This window comes from Vibrio wakamikoensis (genome assembly GCF_050337275.1).
In the GTDB taxonomy this organism is placed as follows: domain Bacteria; phylum Pseudomonadota; class Gammaproteobacteria; order Enterobacterales; family Vibrionaceae; genus Vibrio; species Vibrio chaetopteri.
In genome coordinates, this window is record NZ_JAKJST010000012.1 from 361,396 (window position 1) to 377,635 (window position 16,240).

18 protein-coding genes are annotated in these 16,240 nt (G+C 43.7%); 15 read left to right on the top strand and 3 right to left on the bottom strand.

All coding sequences use genetic code 11. The features are described from left to right. Positions 1-21 precede the first annotated feature (21 nt). Positions 22-405, top strand: a complete 384-nt coding sequence (locus L4C42_RS02330; protein ID WP_429759159.1) for a Rid family detoxifying hydrolase — start codon at positions 22-24, stop codon at positions 403-405. Positions 406-508: 103 nt separating this feature from the next. On the opposite strand, the gene L4C42_RS02335 is transcribed toward L4C42_RS02330, so the two are convergent. Then, positions 509-730, bottom strand: coding sequence for a hypothetical protein (locus tag L4C42_RS02335; RefSeq protein WP_353496034.1), 222 nt, complete (start codon positions 728-730; stop codon positions 509-511). 281 nt (positions 731-1,011) lie between these two features. Here L4C42_RS02335 and L4C42_RS02340 point away from each other — a divergent pair, with 281 nt between their 5' ends. Continuing rightward, positions 1,012-1,782, top strand: a complete 771-nt coding sequence (locus L4C42_RS02340; protein ID WP_429759161.1) for a siderophore-interacting protein — start codon at positions 1,012-1,014, stop codon at positions 1,780-1,782. Between the two features lie 345 nt (positions 1,783-2,127). Next, on the top strand, positions 2,128-3,585 hold the full coding sequence (locus L4C42_RS02345) for a glyceraldehyde-3-phosphate dehydrogenase (protein ID WP_429759163.1): 1,458 nt from the start codon (positions 2,128-2,130) through the stop codon (positions 3,583-3,585). 133 nt (positions 3,586-3,718) lie between these two features. Here L4C42_RS02345 and L4C42_RS02350 read toward each other — a convergent pair whose 3' ends face one another. Together L4C42_RS02350 and L4C42_RS02355 are read right to left on the bottom strand one after the other, a co-directional pair. Beyond that, positions 3,719-5,308 carry an alpha-amylase family glycosyl hydrolase gene (locus L4C42_RS02350; RefSeq protein ID WP_429759165.1) on the bottom strand — a complete coding sequence of 530 codons (1,590 nt, stop codon included), beginning with the start codon at positions 5,306-5,308 and terminating at the stop codon, positions 3,719-3,721. Between the two features lie 190 nt (positions 5,309-5,498). Next, entirely contained in the window at positions 5,499-6,386 is an 888-nt protein-coding gene (locus L4C42_RS02355; protein ID WP_429759167.1) for a LysR family transcriptional regulator, read from the bottom strand. A gap of 453 nt (positions 6,387-6,839) precedes the next feature. Here L4C42_RS02355 and L4C42_RS02360 point away from each other — a divergent pair, with 453 nt between their 5' ends. The 12 genes from L4C42_RS02360 to tadF are packed head-to-tail and all read left to right on the top strand — an operon-like array spanning position 6,840 to position 16,239. Beyond that, positions 6,840-7,085 carry a Flp family type IVb pilin gene (locus tag L4C42_RS02360; protein WP_429759169.1) on the top strand — a complete coding sequence of 82 codons (246 nt, stop codon included), beginning with the start codon at positions 6,840-6,842 and terminating at the stop codon, positions 7,083-7,085. A 53-nt stretch (positions 7,086-7,138) separates the two neighbouring features. Next, positions 7,139-7,546 (top strand): A24 family peptidase, encoded by a 408-nt coding sequence (locus tag L4C42_RS02365; protein WP_429759293.1) that lies wholly within the window; start codon positions 7,139-7,141, stop codon positions 7,544-7,546. Then, on the top strand, positions 7,547-8,359 hold the full coding sequence (gene cpaB, locus L4C42_RS02370; RefSeq protein WP_429759171.1) for a Flp pilus assembly protein CpaB: 813 nt from the start codon (positions 7,547-7,549) through the stop codon (positions 8,357-8,359). Next, positions 8,359-9,723, top strand: a complete 1,365-nt coding sequence (locus tag L4C42_RS02375) for a type II and III secretion system protein family protein (RefSeq protein WP_429759173.1) — start codon at positions 8,359-8,361, stop codon at positions 9,721-9,723. The genes cpaB and L4C42_RS02375 overlap by 1 nt, the downstream gene beginning before the upstream one ends. After that, positions 9,720-10,196, top strand: coding sequence for a hypothetical protein (locus L4C42_RS02380; protein WP_429759175.1), 477 nt, complete (start codon positions 9,720-9,722; stop codon positions 10,194-10,196). Before L4C42_RS02375 ends, L4C42_RS02380 begins: the two co-directional genes overlap by 4 nt. A 2-nt stretch (positions 10,197-10,198) precedes the next feature. Continuing rightward, on the top strand, positions 10,199-11,443 hold the full coding sequence (locus L4C42_RS02385) for a CpaE/TadZ family protein (protein ID WP_429759177.1): 1,245 nt from the start codon (positions 10,199-10,201) through the stop codon (positions 11,441-11,443). Further along, positions 11,440-12,708 (top strand): TadA family conjugal transfer-associated ATPase, encoded by a 1,269-nt coding sequence (locus L4C42_RS02390; RefSeq protein ID WP_429759179.1) that lies wholly within the window; start codon positions 11,440-11,442, stop codon positions 12,706-12,708. The genes L4C42_RS02385 and L4C42_RS02390 overlap by 4 nt, the downstream gene beginning before the upstream one ends. 4 nt (positions 12,709-12,712) lie before the next feature. Then, entirely contained in the window at positions 12,713-13,618 is a 906-nt protein-coding gene (locus tag L4C42_RS02395; RefSeq protein ID WP_429759181.1) for a type II secretion system F family protein, read from the top strand. Then, positions 13,615-14,463, top strand: coding sequence for a type II secretion system F family protein (locus tag L4C42_RS02400; protein WP_429759183.1), 849 nt, complete (start codon positions 13,615-13,617; stop codon positions 14,461-14,463). Before L4C42_RS02395 ends, L4C42_RS02400 begins: the two co-directional genes overlap by 4 nt. Continuing rightward, on the top strand, positions 14,463-15,209 hold the full coding sequence (locus tag L4C42_RS02405) for a tetratricopeptide repeat protein (protein WP_429759185.1): 747 nt from the start codon (positions 14,463-14,465) through the stop codon (positions 15,207-15,209). The genes L4C42_RS02400 and L4C42_RS02405 overlap by 1 nt, the downstream gene beginning before the upstream one ends. 3 nt (positions 15,210-15,212) lie before the next feature. Continuing rightward, positions 15,213-15,698 (top strand): TadE family protein, encoded by a 486-nt coding sequence (locus L4C42_RS02410; RefSeq protein ID WP_429759187.1) that lies wholly within the window; start codon positions 15,213-15,215, stop codon positions 15,696-15,698. After that, positions 15,682-16,239 (top strand): tight adherence pilus pseudopilin TadF, encoded by a 558-nt coding sequence (gene tadF / locus L4C42_RS02415; RefSeq protein WP_429759295.1) that lies wholly within the window; start codon positions 15,682-15,684, stop codon positions 16,237-16,239. Before L4C42_RS02410 ends, tadF begins: the two co-directional genes overlap by 17 nt. Position 16,240: the final 1 nt, after the last annotated feature.

A 16,240-nucleotide genomic window follows, 5' to 3' on the forward strand; every position in this document is an offset into this window, starting at 1 on the left:
ATAGACAACTAGGAAAATAAAATGAACGCAATTTCTACAGATAAAGCGTCGCTTGCTATCGGCTCGTATGTTCAAGGGGTGAGCTTTGGTGATATGGTCATCACCTCGGGTCAGTTGCCAATTAATCCTGAAACTAAAGTCATGCCAGACGATGTGGCTGAGCAAACGAGTCAGTCTCTTCAAAATGCGCTCGCGATCATTTCTGCATGGGGCTTGGAGGCAAGCAATATTGTCAAAACCACGGTGTTTGTGAAAGACCTTAATGATTTCGCTAAGGTTAACGAGGCGTATGAGCAGTTTTTTGTCAGCCAGAATGCTCCATTTCCGGCGCGTTCGTGTGTAGAAGTAGCAAGGCTGCCAATGGATGCCAAAGTGGAAATTGAGGTGATTGCTGTAAGAGGTTAGCTGGTGTTTGGGGGCGCCTCTAATGCGGCGCCTTATCGTGAGCTCGCAGCTCATTCCCAAAATCTAGACGGGTTTTATTGTGTGGTCACACTAAATTGAATTGTTATTTGCTCTGCCAAGTTTTACTGATCCATCCCCCAATATTCTCATCAAAGTAGCTTCCGCTAAATTCTTGTTTGTATTCAACGACATTGTCGATGCTTGGGCTTTCATCCAAAAGGTGATTAATATAAACAGCCATCGGGTCATCGAACTGATCACGCCGCTTTCTTTCTGCCACTTCTTTGATGATTTGCATACGGTATGCCTTGCTCATTTTTTTCATGTTTTACCTCCGTTGTTGTGAGCGGTCTATCAAACATAGAAGTCAATTCTTCCTTGGTCAAATTATGAACAGTGCTTTGTAGAAAAATATACTAAAGAGTGATATGGGGAGTTCGCGTACTACACTCAAGAGCGCGCTGTGTTAGCAGGGAATGACTCGCTTTCTTTGACTGTCCATACAGTAAAAGTCTGTAAAATCAAAAAATTTGCCATTGGTTAGCACCTCGTTACCCTTAGCTTGTGTTAGACTTAATGCAAACAATAATCATTAAGTAGATTCAAATGAAAAAGCCAACTCCTAAAATGGCGTCTGTCAGTCACAAACAGACCTTGTCTCCTAATATGATACGCATCACATTACATAGTGAGGCATTTACACAGTTTCCTATGGACAGCCTTGGCGGTTACATCAAGCTGCTTTTTAACGAGCATGGCGGTACTGATCTTGATGATGAGCCATTTGATGCTCGTCCGAAAATGCGTACTTATACTATTCGTCGCCTAGACACATTACGTGGTGAAATTGATGTTGATTTCGTTACTCATGTCACTGAAGACAAGCTTTGTGGCTTTGGTGCGCGCTGGGCAATGGCCGCGGAAGTAGGGGACAACGTATCGCTTGTTGGTCCAGGTGCTCTACAAGAAGTCAATGTGACAAAAGATTGGTTCTTCTTTACGGCAGATATGACGGCCCTACCGGCGCTGTCAGTAAAACTCACTATGCTGCCACAAGGCGCGAAAGGCTATGCCGTAGTTCAGATAGAAGATATGGCAGACAAACAAGAGATTTACGTACCTGAAGACATGCAGATTATTTGGACTACGGGTTCGTTATCGAATGAAGCAAAAGCTTTACCATGGCTTGCGGGTGAACCTTTTGTATGGTGTGCTAGCGAATTCGATGAAATGAGAGCGTTGCGCCAGTATTTTAGAAACGATAAAGCGATCCCGAGAGATGCGATTTATATTAGTAGTTATTGGAAACGCGGTGTTGCTGAAGACGGCCACAAGGCTATTAAAAAAGAAGACCATGATAAGTTTGAATCTCAGTAGTAAATTGTGACTTGCAGCCACTATTGTTAATATACTTATTCGATTCGATGATAATTCTATTAGAGAGTTGTCATCGTTCTTGATTGTTTCTATAAAATAACCTCGATCTTGGTGACTATTTCCTACGACTAAGGTCGAGGATTTAACCAAAAATTATCCTACTCAAGTCACACTTTTCCGTCCTCTTGTGCTGAATTATTTTTACTAGCAGATTAAGTGTCTGTTTGTTACACTGCGCGGCATAAAATATAACAACACGATTACATCCCTGTGTCGCTCAATATCTCTTGTACCCTACATACGAGACATAGCGAGCCTTTAATCCTAGAGAGGCCCCCGGTTACTATGAGTAATAGCAACATCTCGCAAACTGAAATCCACCAAAATCAATGGCAATTAAATCAAACACTCGCCGAGTCCATTTTGCCGCTTCTTGGCAGGCTATATCGAGAAAAAGGCGTAGAAGTGCTTTTATTTGGTAAAACACTCGTCAACGCAACCACCATCGATATTATTAAAACTCACCGTGTTTCCCGCCATTACAGTTCTACTTCCGTCTCTATTTCTCAAACTGCCCCAATCATTGAACGTCTAATTGAACTTGACCTTTCTCCTTGCTGTATCGACGTAGGTCAGTTGGCGACTCAATACTGGTCTCTCAATGACAGTCATCAAAACATCGATGACTTCTTATTGACGACTCTGAACGAAAGCATTGAGAGCAATGGCTCACTAGCAGCACGTGATGTTGTGCTGTACGGTTTTGGACGCATTGGCCGTTTGCTTACGCGTATTTTGGTTGAGAAGAGCGGCTCAGGCTATCCGCTACGTCTGCGCGCCATCGTTGTGCGTGGTGGTCGAGATGGTGACCTTCAAAAACGTGCGAGCTTGTTGCGTCGTGACTCGGTTCACGGTCAATTCAATGGCAGCATTTTAGTTGACGAAGACAACAAAGCCCTGATTGTGAATGGTAATTACATCCAAATCATCTACGCGAACAGCCCGAAGGATGTAGATTACACCCATTACGGAATTGACAACGCACTTGTCGTCGACAACACAGGTGTTTGGCGAGATGCAGAAGGCCTGGGTCAACACGTCGCGTGTAATGGTGCAGAGAAAGTGCTGCTGACAGCACCAGGCAAAGGGGACATCAAAAACATCGTATTTGGTGTCAACCACGAAAGTATCTTGGCTGAAGATACGATTGTATCTGCAGCGAGCTGCACCACGAACGCCATTACACCAACGCTTAAAGCGGTGAATGATAAATATGGCATTGTGTCTGGTCATATCGAAACGGTGCACTCTTACACCAACGATCAAAACCTGATCGATAACTACCACAGTGGCGATCGTCGCGGACGTTCTGCATCACTCAATATGGTACTGACCTCGACAGGTGCAGCAAAAGCAGTGGCCAAGGCGCTGCCTGAACTTGCGGGTAAGTTGAGTGGTAACGCTATTCGTGTTCCGACCCCTAATGTTTCAATGGCGGTTGCGAATTTGAATCTGGAAAGCAACACTACTAAAGAAGAGCTAAACGCTTACCTTCGCGAAGTGTCGTTAACATCTCCACTTTCAGCTCAGATTGACTATACCGATTCGACGGAAGTGGTGTCTACCGATCTAGTAGGGGCACGTCATCCGGGTATTGTTGATGGCCAAGCAACCATCGCACAAGATAATCGCTGCGTACTTTATATCTGGTATGACAATGAGTTTGGTTACAGCTGCCAAGTGGTACACTGTATGGAACAAATGATGAGTGTGAAATATAAGACCTACCCAGCGCTAGCATAACAATTCGTCTTTCTATCTAGCCGTTAGGGTTTACGACTGTTAGTGTCTAGGAATAGTAACGAAATGAGATAGAAAAAAGCCGCCTTCAATGCTTATTGAAGGCGGTTTGTTTTTTTAGGCTTATCGCTGTTTATTATTCAAGTGATAGGAACCTAGCTTGGAACGGAGCTAGGTCGATGTTATAGAAACCAGAAGCCAATGTTACGTTGTCATTCGTTTGCAAATCATTAAGGTTGCCACTAAATGACAGTTTATCTGCAGAAATAGCAATGGTTTGACTCGATGCTGTAGTATTCACTATATATAGAATCGATTCTTCACCTGATGTTTTTAGATCTGCATAGGCATTTGTTGTTGCGACAACGTTGTTGCGAGTACCTTGAGCTAACGATGGGTGCTGGGAGCGAAGCGTCATTAGCTCTTTGACGTAGCTCTTAAGATCTGCTTGCTCTGTGGTTAAGGTGATGCCTGTGACACCCTCAATTTTGCCACTCATGCGTGCTACATGGTCATCACATTTTCCAGCGATCGCGCAGTCATTGGTTACTTGATCAGCAAAACCTTCTAACTCATCACCAATTTCTTCACCGTAATACAGCGTGATGGGGCCAGTATAAGCACCTAGAAATGAGATGGCCGCTTTATGTCGTTGCCAATATTCAGCATCCTCTGGCTCAGCCAGGTTTCCTCGTTGAATAAGATCGCCCAAACGCACTAAGTCGTGGTTGCCAAGCATCAAGTTAGGCTTTGCGTGGGCAGGGTAGGCGTCATGAGTTCGCATACCTTCAGCGAGCTTCAACCCACCTTGATTAGAACCATAGCCTGATTCTTCAACGGCAAAGGTTTGTACTAAGCGATATCGCATAGGGAAATCAAATGCCGAACACAGAGCAGGGTTTTCTTTGCTGCCGTAGCCATCACGAGCAATATCACTCTCACCACGCCATATCTCTGCCACCATGTAGCCAAGTGGGTTAACGAGTTCACCATCAGCATTGGTATAGGTGACTTGCTGCGACGCATCGTCAACGGCCTTACGAATTTCCGCCCATGCATCCGTTGGAACTTGGTAAGCTTGGTCGAGTCGCCAACCATCAATTTTTAGTTCTTTAACCCAATATTCCGCCACCTCTTTGAAGAAAGGTAGACTCTCTGGATAGCTTACAGGGTTACTTGCACCGACTGGCTGATTCCCAGTGGGTGAAGCCATTACGTTGTCTTTATGATGACCGAACACACCATCAAAGAAGACGTAAAGACCCCGTTTGTGCGCCTCTTCAACTAACTTTTTAGCATCGTCCATGGTGCCGAAACGAGGATCTATGGCAAAGTAGTCTGTAGCGAAGTATCCGGTCGCATCCAGTCTATCTGCCCAATGATCTTGGCCGTTAATGGGTACTGAATTGAATATCGGTGTTAGCCATACCGCATTCATGCCTAAGTCTTGAATATAGTCGAGCGAGTCAATAATGCCTTGGATGTCACCCATATGGTGACTGGTACCGTAACCAGTCCCATGGCCGATAGAAGGATTGCCATCGACAAAGCTTTCAACCATTACTTGATAGATTCGTAAGTCATCAGTTTGCGCAGTGTTATCAGCGCGGCACGCATAACTAGTTGTGGTGCCACCTTGGTCTGTTGGCGAGGTAGAATCGCCAGAGCAGCCCCACAGTAGGGTTGCGCCAACGGAAAGAGAGATAAGGGATTTAACCAGTTTCACACGATGTCCTTATTATATTTTTGTAGCTCAATAGGGCATCTTTGATTATTTACTAGATGAGCATTAGGCGAATCATCCATGTGATGAATTTGTTAGGGAGGAGTAACAAGGCTGAGAGATCGCAATCACGCTTGGTGTAATTATGATAACACCAAGCGTGATGAATGAGACTTGTAAAAGATGAAGACGGTTAGTTGGCGAGTGCAGCGACAAAGGTACTTTGTTGATCGATGACGGTTTTTAATTGGCTTCGTATCCACTGATTGTAGAGACTAAAGTCTGAGTGGGTCGACCAAAATAGTGATGCGGTAACCTTTTTGCCAAAAAATTCTAAGTTGTCGGTCATAATGGCAAGTTCTTTTGTTGTTAGTGAAGGTTCCACAATATGCTCAGGTAAAAACGCTATGCCTTTTTGGGCTTTGCATAGTTCGACAATGGTGGACAGATCATCCAACCGCCATATCTGATGTGTTGCCAAATCGGATAGGTTAAGCAGTTCATCAAAACCATCCATCAACAGAACGCGAGGTAGACTAGGTTTGTGTTCCAACAGTGATGCATGTCCCACCCACCAACAATTGACGTTGAACAACTCATCCATATTAAAGTCGTTATCGGTTTTGTGGTATGGATTGCCTAGCGCTAGGTCTATTTTTCCTTGGCTAATATAGTTACTCAGTACAAAGCTTGGTTTGGTGACGACTTCGAGGTCGATTTCAGGAAACGCTTCGGAAAATTGAAATAGGGTTTGTTTCACATTGCTGTTATAAACCAAAGGATCAATGCCGACGCGAAAAACGATCTGTTCTGAGTGGCTCATTTTACTCACTGCTGTAAGCAAATCTCGATATTTACTGACTACCGGAGTAGAAAGGTGAAATAAACGTTTGCCCTTGTCAGTTAACGTCACTTTAGCGTTTTGTCTAATAAAAAGGCTAAACCCTAAATCAGACTCTAAATTTTGAATTGCGGTGCTTACCGTGGATTGAGATTTACCCAGCTTACGCGCAGCTGAACTAAAAGACCCCGCCTCAACCACTGCAACAAACGAAGCAATGTTATCGAATTGCAGCTTCATAGATTGACTAACCTTTATGCCATTTGACTACTTATAATTATAAAAATTAAGCTTTTCGGCATACATTAGCTTGCTCTCAAGTAATTTACAATAGTGGCACCTAAACCAATGCATTGAGTTCGATTTACAACGTGTTTCGTGCGCTCAATCAGTTATGTATCGAATAACGCCCGGCAACCTGTGCAATATATCGAGATTGAAATGTGATTTGTGCCACACTTTAGAGATCGATATACGAACGAAAACTGTGCTCCCTGCAACTTAATGTAGAAAAAGTAAACACTTATGATATCTGACGCGACACTAGGGTTGGTGCATTGTTAGAGTTGTAAACAGGGGGTTTCTTTGAGTAGGCTATCGATAAAATCGATAGCAGCTATTTTTTTGATATTTTGAGCATAATTTAGAATAAACCATGCTTATTGTTGAATAACGTTCAAAGGGATTAAGATTATGATGACTAAGCTTTATGTAAATGCAGTAACTTTTTTTAATGAGTTCAAACGTGATGAGCGCGGTGTTACAGCGATTGAATATGGATTGATTGGTGTGGCGATGGCGACGGCGCTAGGTGCTATCTTGTATACGTCAGGTAGTACAACTGATAAAACATTTATCGACCAATTACTCGGAGCATATAGTGCGATAGCAACTGCAATTGGAGATGTGACTACTGCATCTCCAGCTCCATCGGAATAACTAACGTTGAGCTAGGTACGTACATGCTAATTGTGTTAACTGCGCTCTTAGGCATGTGCGTGCTAGTGAGTTTGTCAGACATTCGGTTTAGGCGGATACCTAATAGCTACATATTACTTCTAAGCTTAATAGCAATCAATCTAGCAATTATTAGCAATATAGGGTTTGGTGTACTATTTGGAGTAGCGGCTACGCTAATATCATCATTATTACTCAGACGTTGGTTTGGTTTCGGTGATATAAAGCTGGTTATGGCGCTCTCATTTGCCCTTCCTTGGAGTCAATGGCTTTTTGCAATTTGGTTAACATTGATATTGGGTGGTTTGTTGGCATTGGTCTACCTAATTAAGAATCGATTGATAGCGGTTCGTGAGTCGATAACATTGCCCTACGGAGTTGCGATTTGTGGAGGCTTCTACCTAACGATATTTACCTTTCACCTACATTCAGTTGGTATTTAAATGAGATCACGAATCGTCCTTTTAATTGCGATTGTTGCACTCGTATTGGGTGTCGTTGGTGGCGTGCAGTCGCTCAACCGCAGTACACCGAAACCTGAACCAATCGTTGAAGTTGAAAAAGAAGAGTACATTACGGTTTGGCTTGCTAAAGAAGGCGTTGTAAAAGGGCAACCGCTGACAACTTCAATGGTCACAAAGACACAGATGCTGTTATCTCAGGCACTTTCACTCGGTATTAAAGAAGATGTCGAACTAGATTTTAATCCGAGTACGTTGACTAACCGCGATATTGCACGTGGTGAAGCCATTATGTCTGAATATCAAACTAAGAAAGATACACCGGGGTATGTAGATCTACTCATCACAGAGGGCAAAACCCTGTACCCCCTTGTAGTGAGTGAAAAGAACCTTATTAATGATTACATTCGACCAGGTTCGTATGTCGACATTCTAACTGTAAGCTCGCCACAAGATAATCTGTCTGGAAACATTGATAAACCAAGGCACTTTCAGGGTGTGAGAGCCAAAATGTTTCTTAAAAACATTAAAGTTCTCAATATTGGGTCAGACACGCAGCAACCCATTAAAGCTCGTTCACCGAGTCAGCAAAACGACACTATTACAGTCGTAATTGAGGTTGAACCGGACGATCTTGCTCGGCTAGCGCTTGCCCAGCGAACTATGCATATCGAAATTTACCGCAGTCAGCAATATACAAAGCCGACGATGGCAGAGGTTAGAAACGTAATTGATAACTACGTCGGAATTCAAGAGTTTCGAGGTAAGTCGAGTCAGTTGAGAGAGGCGATGTAATGGCTAGCTACAGAACTCAAATTAAAAAATTGTGGCTGTGTGTAGCGACGTTATTATTCGGCTCCATTTGGGCTTTTGGGAGCGTCGCTGCTGAACGCTATATCACTTTAAGTGAAAGCCAGCATGTTCAGTTATCTTCTGCGATCGGCAAGGTGTTTATTAGCGACCCTAATGTTGCTGATTATAAGATTATTAGTGATACAACTTTAGTTGTCTTTGCTGCAGGCATTGGTCAAACAAGGCTGATTATTTATGGAACGGACGATAGCGTACTTATGTCTGACCGTATCATTGTTGACTTAGATCTCAAGCAAGTTAGGCGTCAACTCGCTTTTCACTTCCCTGATGCTAATGTCAAACTAGAGTCCATCGGCGATCAGGTTGCGGTCAGTGGTACAGTAAAAACCGAGCAAACACGTAATGATATCTACCGAATGGTTGCGGCATTGTTAGGCAGAGGAAAGGTCGCCCGCTATGAGAACACTCAACGCCTCAGCTTTGAAACCGAAGGCGTTAGTCTACAAGAACCAGAAAGTATGATCTTTGCCCGTAACATGACTTGGGAAGGCATTATCGAGCGCATCGAAGTGACTACGGTCAAGCAAGTGAATGTGAAAATCTCCGTTGCTCAGGTAAGTGAGTCGTTCGGAGAAACCGTTGGTGTTGATTGGGCAGGCATTGGCGTTGGTCAGTTCTTACTGGACCAATTTGATGCTGACAGCATTAGCACAGTGATTACAGCCCTGGCGAACGATTCTATTGCTGAAGTACTTGCTGAGCCAAACTTGACTGTTTTGTCTGGGGAGTCAGCGAGTTTTCTTGTCGGTGGGGAAGTGCCCGTAGTGGTTTCTACGAATAGCAATGTCAATATTACGTTCAAAGAATATGGCATCAAGCTTGACCTTACTGCACATGTACAAGGCCCAGAGCGTATTCGCATGCAACTATTTCCAGAAGTGAGTGAGATAGAAGGTTACGTGGCTATCGGTGACACCAAAGTCCCTCAACTTGCTTCTCGCCGTGCAATGACCACCATAGAGCTTGCTGATGGCGACAGTTTCATCTTGGGTGGATTGATGAGCAGCGCGGACTTTGAAGAATTGCAGAAAACCCCATTGTTGGGTGACATCCCGGTCTTAGGGGCTGCATTTAGAAAATCGATTACCGAACGCAGGCGTACTGAGTTGATTATCATTGCGACAGTTAATCTAGTGGAACCAATTAAGCCGACGGATGTTCAGTTACCTTATATCCGCAAAACCTCAACCTTGATGCGTTGGTTTAATCTAGAAGATCAAGGAAAGCACACTCGCGACTCCGATGCGACTATTCGACTGTTGTCACAGGGAGGCTTTATCCAATGATTCGGTTATTTGCATTTACACTTACGTGTTTGGCGATATCGGCCTGCTCCTCAGAGCGCTATTTTGGTGGCAACGGCGCTGAAGCGTTAGTTTATGATGAACATCACAGCTACGAAGTGCGAATTAAAAACAAGCCGGCGGTTAGAGCACAGTTGGCGAACATTATCGATAACTTTGAATCGATCGATCGAGCCGCAATCTACCACGTTGAGTACCGAACCTCTGATGCCAGGAAATTGCTACAAACCTTGTTTGCATCTTATCAAACACATGAGGTAGATCCTCAGCGTGTCGTTTATTTACACAACAAGAACCTGTTGGCAGATCTAAAAATGGACGTCACGGTTAAAAAGATAAAGACGGAACCATGCCAAGGTGCTCAAATTCAAAAAGAGCTCGCGATACGAGACTGCTTTGTTGAAACGATGCGTGCTAAGCAAGTTGCCTATAAAGCTCGATTGGTCGGGGAGTGATGATGCTTGATTTAACCAAGGCACTGAGAAGTAAAGCTAAACAGGAAAAGCCAGCAGCGAGCGGCGTCGCAGGTTGCACGCTTTACTATCAGTCGAACGAATGTAAGGACATGGTAAAAGAGCTATTCCGTTTTGAGGGGTGGAATGAACCAGAATGCGTGAAGGTTGCTAACGGCTTTTTTAATCAATCTCGCCAGCAGAGTGGTCACATCGTTTTGCTTGAGCTTAATGAATCATCGAGTGTTATTGATGACGCAAGGGCATTTGCCAGTACACTGCCGACACACAAAGGTGTAGTAGTGATTGGTAAAGAGGATGCGATTTCTACATTGCGTGCTCTAAAAGAGATGGGCTTTTATTATGTTTTCTGGCCGGTTAACAAGCAAGAGTTTGCCGACTTTTTGACCCATGTTAACAAGAACTTAAGAACATTTTCCGGTGTTAGCCAAAAGCGCAAAGCAAAACGAGTGGCTATTGTGGGCAGTAAAGGCGGCGTTGGAACATCGGTTATTTCTGCAGAGTTAAGCTCTCTGTTGTCTACTCAGGGAACCGATACGATTTTGGTTGACCATCAGTATGCAGATACTAATGTAGATGTGCTGCTGGCTCTAGATAACTTCAAGCCACGTGCCATCGATGAGTTTACAGCTCCACTGCACGAGATGGATGAAGAAGGTGCCTTAGGCTTTTTGTTTGAGGTTAGAAAAGGATTTAGGCTTTTGTCTCTGCAAGGAGAGATGAGTCAGAGTGACATTCTTAATTACAGCCAAACACTCTGTGATTTGCTGACTCGCAACACCAACTTTATCATTGAAGACTTTTCACGCAGTGTTAGTTTTGATGTGGAAAATCAACTCTTGGTCGATAACTTCGATGTTGTAGTACTTGTATTTGATCCTTCTGTATCATCAGTCAGAGCAACAAAGCGAATCTATGACAAGATATCTAACTTACAACTGACCTTGTCGACTCGCACGCGGATCATTTTGGTGATGAATTATCACCGTCCCGATAATTCGTTTGTGTTGCAAACTACAGAAGTGAAAAAGTACTTAGGTCAAGAGCCAGATCTAAAGTTAGGTTACTGCAAATCACTGTCACACATCATTTTAGATGGAAAACGTGCACACAAGCATGATAGAAACATCAGTCGCTCCATCATGCATCTAGTTAAGCTAATTAATGGTCAGCCTATTGAATCAGGACGCCTTAAGAACTGGCTCCGTAGTAAAGGAGCGATGAAATGAGCGCCAATAAGAGTCTCTACATCGACTTTCGCCAGCAAATATTTGAGGCGTTAGACGCGGAAGCGGTCCAGAAAATGGAACGCGGTGAACTCGAAAGACAAATACAGAGTGCCGTTGATCTGCTCGCTACTAATTATCACCGTCCTCTAACGTCGATGATGAAATCTGGTTTAGTAAAGAGCTTGATGGACGAGCTGTTTGGGCTTGGCCCTTTGCAGCCGCTTGTTGATGACCAATCAATTACAGATATTATGGTGAACGGGCCGAGCAATATCTTCTTTGAGCGTCATGGTAAGGTTCAACAATCTGATGTCGCATTTGTAAATGAAGAACAATTGCTCGCAATTGCCAAGCGTATTGCTTCTAGAGTAGGACGTAGAGTCGATGAACTCTCACCGACCGTAGATGCACGGTTAGAAGATGGAAGCCGCGTCAACATCGTAATCCCTCCTATTGCTCTCGATGGCACCTCTATTTCAATTCGTAAGTTTCGTGAGCAAAACATCGATTTTGAAGACTTGATAGAGTTTGGCTCTATGTCTGTTGAAATGGCAAGAGTTCTAATGATCGCTGCCCGTTGCAGAATGAACATCTTGATCTCGGGCGGTACAGGTTCGGGTAAAACAACCTTGCTTAATGCTTTGTCACAATATGTCGCGGAGGATGAGCGCATAGTGACTATCGAGGATGCTGCTGAGCTTAGACTACAACAACCTAACTTAGTCCGTATGGAGACACGCGCAGCAAGTATAGAGCAGACCGGTGCGGTTACGCAGCGTGACCTAGTCATCAATGCACTTCGTATGCGACCCGACCGAATCATTCTTGGTGAGTGTCGTGGTTCAGAAGCTTTTGAGATGCTTCAAGCGATGAATACCGGTCACGATGGGTCGATGTCTACATTGCACGCCAATACTCCGAGAGATGCGATCGCTCGTGTGGAATCAATGGTCATGATGGCGAACCTCAATCAACCACTGGACGCGATTCGCAGAACAATCGTAAGTGCCGTGCAGATGATCGTCCAGGTAAACAGGTTAAGAGATGGCTCTAGAAAAATAACCAGCATTTCTGAGGTAATTGGGCTAGAGGGCGACAGTGTCGTGATGGAAGAAATATATCGTTTTCAGTACGACGATTCTGAATTTGGAGAGACGGTAAAGGGTCATTATATGACCAATGGAATTATGCGGCGCTCTGAACTTGTCAAGAAATCTCAGTTCTTTGGTCTCTATGATGACTTGATGGCGTCGTTTAAGGGGTAACGATATGGTATGGCTGTCACTTATTCTTTTTGCTATCGCTTTATTATTGATGCACACATCAAAGCAAAATAAAGTGAAGCGTTTTTTCGATGATGATCAGACGGTGAGCTCTGAATCGCTCAACGCGGTTAACATTCAGTCGTTGGCTGGGAAAAAAAAATGGCAAAGCTTTGCAAGTACATTATCTCCAACGCTACAAGTGCTAGGACCAAGATTTTCACTATACATAACCTTGTATATTACTTGCTGTTTAGTAGGTGCATGGTACATAGTCCATGAAGTTCTTGCAATAAAGCCGTACGGTTGGAGCATAGGCCTTGCGTCTTTGGCCATTTTATTCGGTTACCGATTTTTGATTAGTAAACGCCGATCCAACTTTGAAAATACATTCCCCGATGCTTTGAATATCTTAATGAGTGCGGTTACCGCTGGTGATAGTTTAATGAAGGCGATCACTTATGTTGGAAATACCATGGATGGGCCGGTGGGACGCGAATTTAAGTATATGGGTGAAAGACTTATGCTAGGGGAGACGCCGGAGGTTGTGTTACAGCGAGCATGTAAAAGCTACCCTTACCCTGAGTTTATATTTTTTACTGTTACTCTACGAGCGAATATCTCACGAGGTGGTCAGTTAAAAGGTGTGCTTGCACGATTAATTAGGGTTCTAGTTGACGCGCGAACATTGGAAAAGAAAAAAATGGCGATGACTTCTGAAGCACGTATTTCTGCCAAAATAGTCGCTGCCATACCAGCTATCTTTGCTGTCATTCTGAACTACATCAATCCTAAAAACGTAGACTTTATACTTAATGACTCGAGTGGTCAGTACATTCTTTATTATGTCGTTACGAGTGAATTTATTGGTTTGTTCATTATATGGTTCTTGGTGCGAGGGGTAAGAGCATGATTATTCTCGGCTCTACGTTAATCGTCATTCTCGCTGCGATATATTTCATATTCGAATCTGTGAAAGCAGAGCAGCGTAAGAAGCGTATCGATGGCCTTATTTCGCACTCAACCCAAAACGGTCCTTCTAAGGTAGGACGTTTGTTCGTTCGGTTTGGCAAGGAACATCGACATGAGTTGGAGCAAAAGTTAATTGAAGCAGGGTACTACAACAGAGAATGGGCGAAGTTTTATTTCCCTTTCAAATTGGCTTTGTTGGGGGGGCTAGTCTCTCTGGTTATCTTTGCAGATTTGTCAATGACGAACGCTATTTTGGCAGTCCTCTTTGCCGTCGTGCTCGTTATAGTGGGGCCCGATTTTTTATTGGCAATGCGCAAAAAATATTTAGTCGGCAAAACCTCATCTCAGTTGCCTTATTTGCTCGATATGATGTCAGTTTGTGTTCAAACGGGAATGACTATAGAGGCAAGTCTTGCGTATTTGGGAGATGAGCTGAAAGAATTTGATGCTGACTTGTGCCATCAAGTAAAGCGCACCTCAGATTCAGCAAGAATACATGGACTTGAGAAAGCGCTCGACAACTTGAGTGAGCGTATTCCAACGCCAGCCATGAGAAGTTTCGTTCTCACGCTGATTCAGAATTTGCAATACGGTACTTCGGTTGCTCAAACATTGAGTCAGCTTGCTGAGGATATGCGCAAGATCCAGCTTCTTACCGTCGAAGAAAAAGTCGGTAAGTTGTCTGCAAAAATGAGTGTCCCCTTGATCTTGCTTATTATGTTTCCGATCGTCATTTTGATACTTGCACCCGGGATCATGCAAATGTCAATTAATATGGGAGGGTAATGGCGATGGCTGTTAACAACAATGTGTACCCATTGTTTTTGAGATTGTTGGTTGTGTCTTGTATTTCAATTTCAGGCTGCCAGACAACTCACGAAGATATTACCGCTCAACAACAAGAAATTAATAGTATGGAAAGAGTTGGCAATCATGATGGGTTAGTGCGCATATATCAAGGCATGTTAGAGCAAGGTAATTCTTCTCCGCAGGTTTTGGAAAGCTTGGCTTGGGCATATTTTAATAAAGGCGATATTGAATCCGCAGACTTTTACGTCCAGCACCTTATTGAGAGTGGCTTTAAAGGCCCTACACTGTATCAACTAGCTGGACAAGTGGCAGAGGCACAGGAAAATACCGAACAAGCAATAACCTATTATTTAGCCGCCATTAAAAGTGGCAATAGTAGTGGTAAAGTACACCTTTTACTTGGTGTTGCATACGCTAATGAGACTCGTTTTGACGAAGCAAAAACTCAGTTCAATACTGCAAGGTTGCGTGGGTATGATGATAAGGTCGTCAAAAACAACATTGCAATGATACACATGGCGAAAGGCGACTATCAAGCAGCCGTTACAACGCTTTCTCATGTGCTTGAAAACCATCCCAAGGACAAGACCGTCCGTACCAACCTTGCCATTGCTTTGCTTAAAAGTGACCGTATTGAGGCAGCCAAAAAGCTCCTAAGTGATGACTTTGATGATCTAGAGTTTGCAGAAATCGTTCACGATTTGGCAGTTTTAGAGGGCTAAGTCATGACTAGACGACTGAAGGTGTTAGGGACAACTAGCATAGAGTTCGCGCTTGGCGCAGTGGTGCTGCTGTTTTCCACCTTCGCCATTTTTGAAACCTGTTATCAAGTATACGTCGTCAATATGACGGAATATGCGCTCAGAGAAACCATCAGAAACACAAAGATTTATCAAGGAAGTGGCCTACATGACCAGTATGAGAGTAAGTTTAAGGAGTTGATCGAAAATGAGAGTAACTTGTGGAACTTCTTGATTGATAATGAACGTTTCTCAATCGATGGAACTTACTTCGCGACGTATCAAGACTTCGTCCAAAATCGTGGTCACGACAGCCAAAATCTTACTTTTACATACGATTTAGCTGAAATTACGGTTAATTATCGTTACACGCCAATTTTAGCTATTTGGAGTGTTTCTGAGCAGCAGATATCACGCACTATGGTACTAAATTTAGAACATGAGGGCTGGGATGATGCAGATACGCTCTAGAAGGCTAGCCCCCGAAAATGCGCAGCGAGGCACATTTGCCATCGAGCTTGCATTTGTATTGGTATGTCTATGCGCGATCTATCTTTTTTCTACCGATTTGAGCTATCAGCTTTTGGTGCGAGCAAAATTAGATCGTTCCAGTTTTGCGCTGGTTAATATTTTAAAAGAACGTAGTAGATATTTTGAAGGCGATATTTCCGAAGAGCGAAATATTTCAGTGTCAAGCACTGAACTGAATGACTTCAAGGCTGTGGCGAGTCGAATGTTAGCGATGCCAGCTGACAAAGTGGCGTTGCGAATCGAGTCACTAGAGGGTAAAGGTATTACCGCAGAATACAGTACTGAAGAGTTTAAAATACTGAGTTGCGCAGCCGATGATATTGTTGATTATGCCGACTTAGCGCCTGAAGATAAGGGCACGGTTTACCCACTTTATCGCGTAACGCTTTGCGAGCAGCATGACTCCTGGTTTAGCTCGTTTGTCGTTGGGGCGAAGCCCAGTTCGACCATTGTTTCATCTTCCATTATCGCGGGGAGGTAGC